The 9,581-nt window shown below is 44.7% G+C and carries 8 protein-coding genes; 5 read left to right on the top strand and 3 right to left on the bottom strand.

The genetic code is table 11. The annotated features are described in order from the left end of the window. From FTU54_RS02620 to FTU54_RS02605, 4 genes are all read left to right on the top strand, one after another. Positions 1-806: acyl-CoA dehydrogenase family protein (locus tag FTU54_RS02620; protein WP_180074388.1), on the top strand; the 806-nt coding region annotated here is incomplete at its 5' end. Positions 807-1,063: 257 nt separating this feature from the next. Then, positions 1,064-2,344: an MFS transporter gene (locus FTU54_RS02615; RefSeq protein ID WP_005178035.1), complete on the top strand. Its 1,281-nt coding sequence runs from the start codon at positions 1,064-1,066 to the stop codon at positions 2,342-2,344. Between the two features lie 39 nt (positions 2,345-2,383). Continuing rightward, the gene (locus FTU54_RS02610; protein ID WP_005178033.1) at positions 2,384-3,055 is read left to right on the top strand and encodes a 3-oxoacid CoA-transferase subunit A; all 672 of its coding nucleotides are present in this window, start codon (positions 2,384-2,386) and stop codon (positions 3,053-3,055) included. Further along, complete coding sequence (locus FTU54_RS02605; RefSeq protein WP_104473207.1) at positions 3,055-3,711, top strand: 3-oxoacid CoA-transferase subunit B; 657 nt, start codon at positions 3,055-3,057, stop codon at positions 3,709-3,711. The genes FTU54_RS02610 and FTU54_RS02605 overlap by 1 nt, the downstream gene beginning before the upstream one ends. Before the next feature lie 565 nt (positions 3,712-4,276). Here FTU54_RS02605 and FTU54_RS02600 read toward each other — a convergent pair. The 3 genes from FTU54_RS02600 to FTU54_RS02590 form a co-directional block, all read right to left on the bottom strand. Continuing rightward, on the bottom strand, positions 4,277-5,479 hold the full coding sequence (locus FTU54_RS02600) for an MFS transporter (protein ID WP_104473208.1): 1,203 nt from the start codon (positions 5,477-5,479) through the stop codon (positions 4,277-4,279). Between the two features lie 17 nt (positions 5,480-5,496). After that, positions 5,497-6,759, bottom strand: coding sequence for a DcaP family trimeric outer membrane transporter (locus FTU54_RS02595; protein WP_005178021.1), 1,263 nt, complete (start codon positions 6,757-6,759; stop codon positions 5,497-5,499). Positions 6,760-6,901: 142 nt separating this feature from the next. Then, positions 6,902-8,200 (bottom strand): MFS transporter, encoded by a 1,299-nt coding sequence (locus tag FTU54_RS02590; protein WP_005178018.1) that lies wholly within the window; start codon positions 8,198-8,200, stop codon positions 6,902-6,904. A gap of 605 nt (positions 8,201-8,805) precedes the next feature. Between FTU54_RS02590 and FTU54_RS02585 the strand changes: the two genes are divergently transcribed. Further along, on the top strand, positions 8,806-9,579 hold the full coding sequence (locus tag FTU54_RS02585) for an enoyl-CoA hydratase (protein ID WP_005178015.1): 774 nt from the start codon (positions 8,806-8,808) through the stop codon (positions 9,577-9,579). The last annotated feature ends 2 nt before the right edge of the window (positions 9,580-9,581 follow it).

The raw sequence follows: 9,581 nt of genomic DNA, 5'->3' as shown, positions 1-9,581 counted from the left end.
AATATATTGGCTGCTTTGGTCTGACCGAACCGGATCATGGTTCTGACCCGGGCAGCATGATTACCCGTGCCAAAAAAGTCGATGGCGGTTATCGTTTAACAGGCGCAAAAATGTGGATTACCAACAGCCCAATTGCCGATGTATTTGTGGTCTGGGCCAAAGAAGTTTCACCTGAAGGCAATGTCGGTGACATTCGCGGCTTTATTCTGGAAAAAGGCTGGGAAGGGCTGTCTGCGCCTGCGATTCACGGCAAGGTCGGTTTACGTGCTTCCATCACCGGTGAAATTGTAATGGATAACGTATTTGTCCCAGAAGAAAATGCTTTCCCAGAAGTCCGTGGCTTAAAAGGTCCATTTACCTGTCTGAACAGTGCCCGTTATGGCATTGCCTGGGGTGCGATGGGTGCGGCGGAGTTCTGCTGGCATACCGCACATCAGTACACCATGGACCGTAAACAGTTTGGTCGTCCTTTGGCTGCCAATCAGTTAATCCAGAAAAAACTGGCCGATATGCAAACTGAAATTGCTTTAGGTTTACAGGCCGCATTACGTTTTGGCCGCATGAAAGATGATGGTATTGCCTCGATTGAAGGAACATCTTTAATCAAGCGCAATAACTGTGGCAAGGCGCTGGATATTGCCCGTTTGGCTCGTGACATGATGGGCGGTAACGGCATTTCGGATGAGTTTGGTGTAGCGCGTCATCTGGTGAATCTGGAAGTAGTGAATACCTATGAGGGTACCCATGACGTACATGCCTTAATTCTGGGCCGTGCACAGACCGGAATTGCTGCGTTTGTTAACTAAAAAATTGATCCTCTCTAGCCGGCATTTGCTGGCTAGAACTCCTGCTGTTTTATGGACTTTGACCATGATTTAACTTCATCTGGCAAGAGTAAATACCAAAAAATGAAGTCGGAAAATGGAAATAAAAACTGGATGTTTTTAATTATTTTCCAAGCCAGAATCAGGGTTTGAATAACAGTCATCATCTCATCACAGGATGATAAGTTATCTCAAAAGTTCTGCAGGCACAGGAATGCTAAAGAAATATTAAGGACGCTATGAACACAATCAGTTCCCAACAACACCAGCTGGAAGGTGAAAACAGACCAAAGAAAAAAGTCTGGATTTTAGCCTTTATTTTCTCGTTTTTAGCATTATTGGTGGATGGGGCAGATATTGCCTTATTGGCCTATAGTCTGACCAGTCTTAAACAGGAATTCTCATTAACGAATATGCAGGCGGGTGCCTTAGGTAGCTGGACACTTGCTGGAATGGCCATTGGTGGCTTTTTTGGTGGTTGGGCTTGTGACCGCTTTGGGCGAGTTCGCGTGATTGTGATTGCTATTGCGCTCTTTTCAACCTTAACCTGCTGGTTAGGATTCGCAGAAAGCTATGATCAATTCAAGTGGTTACGTTTTATCTCTGCAATTGGCTTAGGGGCTTTATATATTGCCTGTAACACGCTCATGGCAGAATACGTGCCAACCAAGCATCGCTCGACGGTACTGGCGGCTTTAATGACCGGCTGGACCTTAGGTTCGGTGGTGGCCACGGCGCTAGCAGGCTGGTTATTGCCAGAATATGGCTGGCGTTATCTGTATTACATCGCCATTATTCCAATTGTATTGGCTGTAGTGATGCACTTTTTGGTGCCAGAACCACAGGCTTGGCTCGATGCGCGTAAAGCACGCCAAGAAGCAAAAGCCAGCGGTATTGTTCAGGAAAAGCCAAAAAATACCTTCAAAATGGTGTTTGAAGATGCCTTAAGCCGTCGCATGTTCATTCTCTGGTCATTCAGTACCGCATTTTTACAGTTTGGTTATTACGGTGTAAGTAACTGGCTGCCGGCTTATTTAGAATCTGATCTGGGCATCAAGTTTAAAGAAATGACCATGTACATGATTGGCACATTCCTGATCATGATGTGTACCAAAGTCATTGCCGGTTATATTGCTGACCGTATTGGCCGTCGTGCTGTATTTGCCTTCGGGACCATGGGCACCGCGATCTTTATTCCAGTTATTGTATTTGGCAATACCCCAGACAATATCCTTTGGTTGATGCTGTTCTTCGGTTTCCTGTATGGCATCCCATACGGTATTAACGCGACCTATATGACAGAAAGTTTCTCGACCAAAGTCCGTGGGACCGCGGTGGGTGGTGCCTACAACGTGGGCCGTTTAGGTGCAGTTTTCGCGCCATTAACCATTGGCTACTTTGCTCAAGGTGGATCAATTGGTACCGGTTTATTGATTATGGGCGTTGCCTATTTTCTTTGTGGTCTGATTCCCGCGCTCTTTATTAAAGACCGTTTATTTGACCCACAAAAAGCAGATTAATCTGTATATCGCAACATAGAAAAGATGCTAGGAAGCAAGATGATGAATAAAATCACACAGGATATCGAGGCAATACTGAAACAGATTCCTGATGGTGCGCACATTATGACCAGTGGTTTTGGTCTGGCAGGGCAACCGATTGAACTGATTGAAGCATTAATTGATCTTGGTCCGAAAGAATTAACCATTATCAATAATAATGCAGCGTCTGGCGATCGTGGACTGACCAATTTGCTGTTGTCTGGACTGGTCAAGAAAATGATCTGTTCTTTCCCGCGCGCCAATAATTCCACTGTATTTGAAGATTTGTATAAAGCCGGAAAAGTTGAACTGGAACTGGTACCACAAGGAAATCTGGCTTGTCGTATTCAGGCCGCCGGTGCAGGATTAGGCGCCATTTTCACACCAACCGGCTTTGGGACCAAAATCGCAGAAGGCAAAGAAACCCGCCACATTAACGGTAAAGACTATGTCCTGGAATATCCGATTCATGCCGATTATGCCTTGATCTATGCCAATCAGGCTGATCGCTGGGGTAATTTAACCTACCGCAAGGCCGCACGTAACTTTGGCCCGATTATGGCCAAGGCGGCCAAAACGACCATTGCCCAGGTGCATGAAATTGTCGAACTGGGTGAGCTGGACCCTGAAATTATTGTAACGCCGGGCATTTTTGTACAGCATGTGGTTCAGGTTGGAGATATTAAATAATGAATATTCAAAAACGTACACGTGAACAGATCGTACAACGCGTCGCACAAGACATTCCAACCGGCTCTTTTGTCAATTTAGGAATTGGTTTGCCAACACGCGTGGCAGGCTATTTAAAACCGGAGCAGGAAGTCATTTTACATTCTGAAAATGGTGTCTTGGGTTTTACCGCCTTGGGTGCAGATGAACAGCCAGACAATGACCTGATTAATGCAGGAAAAGAGCTGGTCAGTATGCTTGAGGGTGGTAGCTTTATGAATTCTGCTGATTCCTTCGATATTATGCGCGGCGGGCATTTAGACATCTGTATTATGGGTGCATTTCAGGTGGCAATTAATGGAGATCTGGCCAACTGGCATACTGGTGCTTCCGATGCGGTACCAGCCGTCGGTGGTGCCATGGATCTGGCGGTCGGTGCACGCTGCGTCTATGTCTGTATGGAGCATGTCACCAAAAATGGCGAAGCGAAAATCGTAGATGAACTGACTTATCCAATTACCGGTAAACACTGTGTTAACCGTATTTATACCGATTTATGTGTGATTGAACTGAAAGACAATCAGGCTTTCGTACTTGAAATGGTGGATGGGCTGAGCTTTGACGAACTGCAGCAACAGACTGGTTGTCCGTTAATTGATGCCCGTCAGGTGGCTTAAAATCATCTCATTTCTTCTTGAAGTGATTAAAAAATCGCAGCTTCGGCTGCGATTTTTTATATTGAAATTATTAAATCTCTTTGATCAATCACAAAATATTCGTTTTATTCATATTTAAAAGAAGATTAAAAACGCCATCTCTTGCCCCAGTTCTGGCTCAGGAAGAAGATGGATCACACCTTCTTTCTTGGTCGCAGCACTGCTCATTTCCGACCAAGGGAGAGAAATTTTTTGTTTTATTCTCTACATTGCATTTCTTATTTTAGTATTACGAGCAGAAATCAAAGCTAGGACAAAAGGACTCTTGCTGGGCTCAAGTTTTAAAAGATTAACCATAAAAATCCTAAAACCAGTGCCATGAGTTTTAAAACCTAAAGATATGATTCCAGATCATCTCGTTTCCGCGGGTGAAATGAGGCGGTGAAAGCGCTAAGAGGTGAAGCTTTTATTTAGGAATCGACTTTAAAGTAGTTCAGACTTCGGTCTTGCTAAGCGCAAAACAGCAGTCTGAAAAGATCAGTCCTAAAGCCGATGTATAAAGGACAGAATGACTAGACGGTCTGGATTAGGGTTGTGGCTGAATATTAATTAAATTCTTTTCCCGGCTTAAATCATAGCGGTTTACCGCAAAAATCAGGAGGGCGAAGGCACATCCCAACAGCACACAAGCCGACCAGCCATACATCTTCCATAAATTTAAAGATAAAAATGCGCCCAGGCCAGCACCGGAAAAATAGCAGGTCATATAAATGGCATTAATACGCGAACGCGCTTGAACTGAAAGGCGATACACCAGATTCTGGTTTAATACGTGTAAAGATGAAATACCAAAATAGGCAATAATCAAGCCTAAAATATACAGCTCTAAACGGTCTTGGGCAAAAAACAGGGGAATCCAGGCTAAAATTAGCCCGCTGGTTGCCAGCTGCGCCAGCCATTTTTCCCGATGGCGGCCAATCATCTTCCCGGTCCATTGAGATGACCAGATTCCGACCACGCCCACAATCCCCATCAACCCAATCTCAAAATCATTAAAATGGTAGGGGGCTTCCGCCAGAATAAAGGTCATGGTGGTAAAAATAATACTGAGCATCCCAAAAGCCAAACCACCAATTAAGCTGCGGCGCATCAACATCGGTTCTGTTTTGGCGAAGGTAAATAAAGAGCGGTAAATCTGCAGAATACTCATTTTTAGCTGACTTCTGGCCGTGGGCAATTGATACCACATGGCAATGCTGAGCAGTAAAATTGAACAGCCACTGAACAGATACACCGCATGCCAGGACCATAAAGTTGAAATTAATCCGGCCACGGTACGTGCAAATAAAATACCGACTAGTACGCCACTCATGAGCAGGCCAACCACTTCGGCACTTTTTTCCCGTTGGCTCAGGTTTGCAGCAAAAGGAATCAGAATCTGGGTGGTAATGGAACAGAACGAGGCCAATAGGGTAAAGCCATACAGCATCTGGAGATTATCGCTGACAGACAGTCCAATCAGGGCCAGACCGGTACATAGCATCAGGCTACAGATATACAGACGCTTTTCAAATAAATCGCCCAACGGCACAAATAAAAACAGACCGGCTGCATAACCGATCTGTGTCAATACCACTGTCCAGCCCGATTGCTCTAGACTAATATTCAAGTCCTGGGCAATTGAATAAATTAAAGGCTGGTTAAAATAATTACAACCTGCGCAAAGTGCGCAGGTCATGGCCATCATAAACATAAAACGGCGCGAGGGTTGTTGCCCTTGAGCTGACATCCGTGTCTCCTCAAGTATTAGAAGCGATAGGTGGCAGATAAATTCACACGGGAAATATCGGCTTCTTGGCCATTAAATTTTTCCTGTTTACCATGATGGTATTCTGCACCTAAATTAATATGTGGTACTGGAGAATAAATCACATTGGCCACATAGTCGGTTAAGCGCTTATTGGTGGTTGGGTTGGCTTTGGCATAGTCACTGGAGTCATCAAACTCGACCAGACTGGCAGCAATACTGCTGCGCCATTTTGGTGTGAACTTGTGGGTATAACCAATATTCAAGCTGTCGAAGGAGTTCAGCAATAATTCATCATTTTCCGTATCGACAGAATAGTCACCCCCCAAAGCAGCACCATCGACAGTCGAACCTTGAACTAAAAACGAAGCAATGCGCTGGTCACCGACCATATGAAAATAGTTGCCCTGAATCGAGTTTTTATCATCAAGATGATAGCGCCCGCCGACACCTACACCCCAACCGACTTTATTAATATCACCGGTTTCGGTCTGGGCTTGTTTTTCATTGACGAAGCCCTGTGCCAGCAGATGCAATGGTCCAGATTGATGCACATATTTGGTGGTAAGAGCTGGTAAAGCCGAAGAGCGATCTCCACTTGCCATATATTCCAGACCGATATTCCAGGTATTTTCCGGATCCAGTTTCCAGGCATAACTGATTTGTGGGGTACGCAAGACCGAACCACCCAGCAACAAGCTATAGTCGACCGCATCGGTGCTGATTTCAGGGGTAGACATTAATGACCATGCCTGACCAAAGGTCCAGTTATAGTATTTAAAATGTGCATGACGGATGCGGAAACCACCATCACCTTTACCCCCATTGGTCCAGAAATCGGCTTCTACACGTGCAGAAATATTCGGATTACCGCCAATATCTTTGGCTAGAAAACCGACCCGGCTAGCGGCCAGTGTAAAGGCTGAGCGTACTGAATCTGGCTCATGCAGTTCCTGATTAATCTGGTTAATGGTACGACCGCGTGATTTTGTGGTGCTTTCAAAATCAACTGCACCATCCAGGCGAATCAGGCCATAGACATCCACATTATCCAGCATCGCGCTGAGGGTTTTAGCATCCTTGGCTTTGGTTTCTTCCTGCTTGGCCTTTAAATCTAATTGAGTGGCTTTTTGCTGTTCCAGTTCGGCCTGAATCTGCTTTAACTGAGATTCTAAAAACTGGATACGATCTTCAGACACCTCTGCTGAAAACACCTGACCTGAAGCGATACCGCATAAAGTGGCTAAAACTAATTTTTTCATTTCTTAATCCCTAAAGAAATTTTTTCAAATAATGAAAGGTGATGTGCCTTTCGGTTGCAGCAATTTTTAAATCAAGATGATTGTTGAACGTGAAGATGGAATGGGGAGGGCGACCATAAATGCTCACCCTCCAGACCGGGACTTATTCTGCCTTTTGAGGATCGTATAAGCGGTCTTTAATAAACAGGGCAGGAATTAAACCGCACAGGAAGTACGCTGCACCCATAACCATCAGGCCGGTACCAATAGAACCATTCATGGCCAAATAACCGATGGTAATTGGAGCAAAGACAGCACCTACACGGCCAATGTTGAATGCACCACCAACCGCTGTACCACGCACCGTTGTTGGGAAACTCTCGGTCAGATAAGTTGCATTAATTGCGTATGGAATACCGTACAGGAAACCAAAGATCAGCATTAAAACACCGATATTTTCAGGGGTATGCATATACACCACCACTGGAATAAACAGCGCAGTTCCCATGGTGCCGAAAGCGAACACAATACGGCGACCAATTTTATCTGCCACATATCCGGCAATGACTTTGGCGAAAATCATGGTCAGGAAGGTACCAATCATGTACAGCGCCATTTCCTTGAATTTAATGCCTAATTCTGCTTCCAGGTAGGTTGGCAACCAGTTACTCACACCGAAGTAACCGAACAGCAGGAAACCAGAACTAAATGACCATAAGATAAACATCTTGCCGTGGGTCTTGTCTTTCAGAATGGTGATGTACGGATTACCTTTTTTCGCGGTAGTGTCCACAAGCTGGCCAGTACGTTTCATTTCACGCACGCGCTTCCAAGACTCAGGCTCAGGAACCAGGAAGTGCATTAGAATACCTAAAGCCAATGGCGCAATGGTGATCCAGTACAGCATACGCCAGCCGTATTCAGGAATAATCCAGCCAGACAGCATGGTGATAACCAGTGAACCCAGGGTAAAACCAGTCATCAGGGTAGCCAGTACCGTAGTACGATATTTGGTTGGGACATACTCTGACATCAAGGTATTACAGGCAATATATAAACAGCCCAAACCTAAACATGAGAGGGTACGTAAAATTGCAAATTCAGTATAAGACTGTGCAAAACCTGAATAAGCTGAAAGGATGGAGAAGGAAATTGTTGCCACAACAATTACCCGGACACGGCCAAAGCGGTCACAGGCCCAGCCGCCAATAAATCCGCCAATTCCCATACCAAATAACGACCAGCTCCCCAAAGCACCGGCCTGCATTGAGGTTAATCCCCATTCTGCTTTCAGACTGGTGAGACTGAAGGCCAAAATACCAATATCGGCACCGTCACAAAGCAAGATCAGGAACGCAAAGATAAAGGCAGTAACCCACAGACGTTTGGGTGCCTGCTTGATTGGTTCCTCAGCAGAGATGGGTTGCCTATTCTCTCTGGTTTCGATTGTTTCGGTTGTCATTGTTATATCCTCTACTTTATAAAGTAGCACTCCTGTGCTACCGCCTAACAAAGTCATGTATGCATGACTTCTGATTTATTCGGGCTTGAGAACACGCTCTTTTAACAGCACCGCTCAAACATCCTGGTTGAACCTGTTGTGTCTGCTATCGCGTCATTTAGATAACAACTATGTCATTTGTGATACATACTTATTATTCAAATGAACTAATATTTCGTTTCTCAACACTTACTTCTACATGAATGGTTCAATTCACTTGTAAAATTCCATCCAGCTTATAACCTCAATGCTCTGTTTATCTTGATCTGGTTTCAGGATATAAAAACTAAATCAATATAAAACAATGTCTTATTTATAAATAAGCCAATTGAAAGCTAAGCCAGCTACAAGCTGAAATTTACAAGAAAAATTAAATAATCTCGTGTAATTTCGTTATACGAAATCAATTAATCATAAAACACAGTTTATAACAAGATATTTTGTCTATTTTTTAATAAAAATATCTTTTTTACGCTTTATCCGCAAAAAAACTTGCATTCCGGGGGAATAAACCTTAATTTTTATACAAAATAAATTTTCGCTATACAAAATAAATGGAGATTTACATGGAACAGGTCGTTCAAGTAGAACAAATCAATGCTCATGTCGCACTGGTGAAAATCCATCGACCTGAAGCAAAAAACGCCTTAAATACTGAAGTACGCCAGAAACTGGCTGAAGCTTTTCGTCAACTGAATGATGATGCCAATATTCGCGCCATTGTACTGACCGGCGGAGAGCAGGATTTTGCTGCAGGTGCCGACCTGAAAGAGCTGGCCAATGCAGAAACCATTCAAATGATGCAGCGTCGTACTGAGCGTTACTGGCAGGCGATTGCACAATGCGCCAAACCGGTCATTGCCGCGGTTAATGGTTATGCCTTAGGTGGTGGCTGTGAACTGGCCATGCACGCCGATATTATTATTGCCGGCAAGAGCGCGACCTTTGGTCAGCCTGAAGTCAAAGTTGGGGTCATGCCAGGCGCCGGTGGTACACAGCGCCTGTTCCGTGCCGTGGGGAAATTCCATGCCATGCGCATCATCATGACCGGCTGTCTGGTGCCGGCACCAGAAGCCTATCAAATTGGTCTGGTCTCTCAAGTAACTGAAGACAGCGAAACCATTGCCACGGCCATCAAGATGGCTGAAGGTCTGGCAAAACTGCCACCAATTGCCCTGGAACAGATTAAAGAAGTGGCCTTACTGGCAGAAGATGTACCGTTGAATGCGGGGCTAAGCCTAGAACGCAAATCATTCCAGATGCTATTTGCTTCTGAAGACCAGAAAGAAGGCATGCAGGCCTTTATTGAAAAACGTAAACCAAATTATCAGGGACGATAAGC

It is taken from the genome of Acinetobacter sp. YH12116 (genome assembly GCF_013418895.1).
Lineage (GTDB): Bacteria > Pseudomonadota > Gammaproteobacteria > Pseudomonadales > Moraxellaceae > Acinetobacter > Acinetobacter indicus.
The sequence above is the reverse complement of the archived record's forward strand: the minus strand, read 5'-3'. Positions and strand labels throughout refer to the sequence as shown.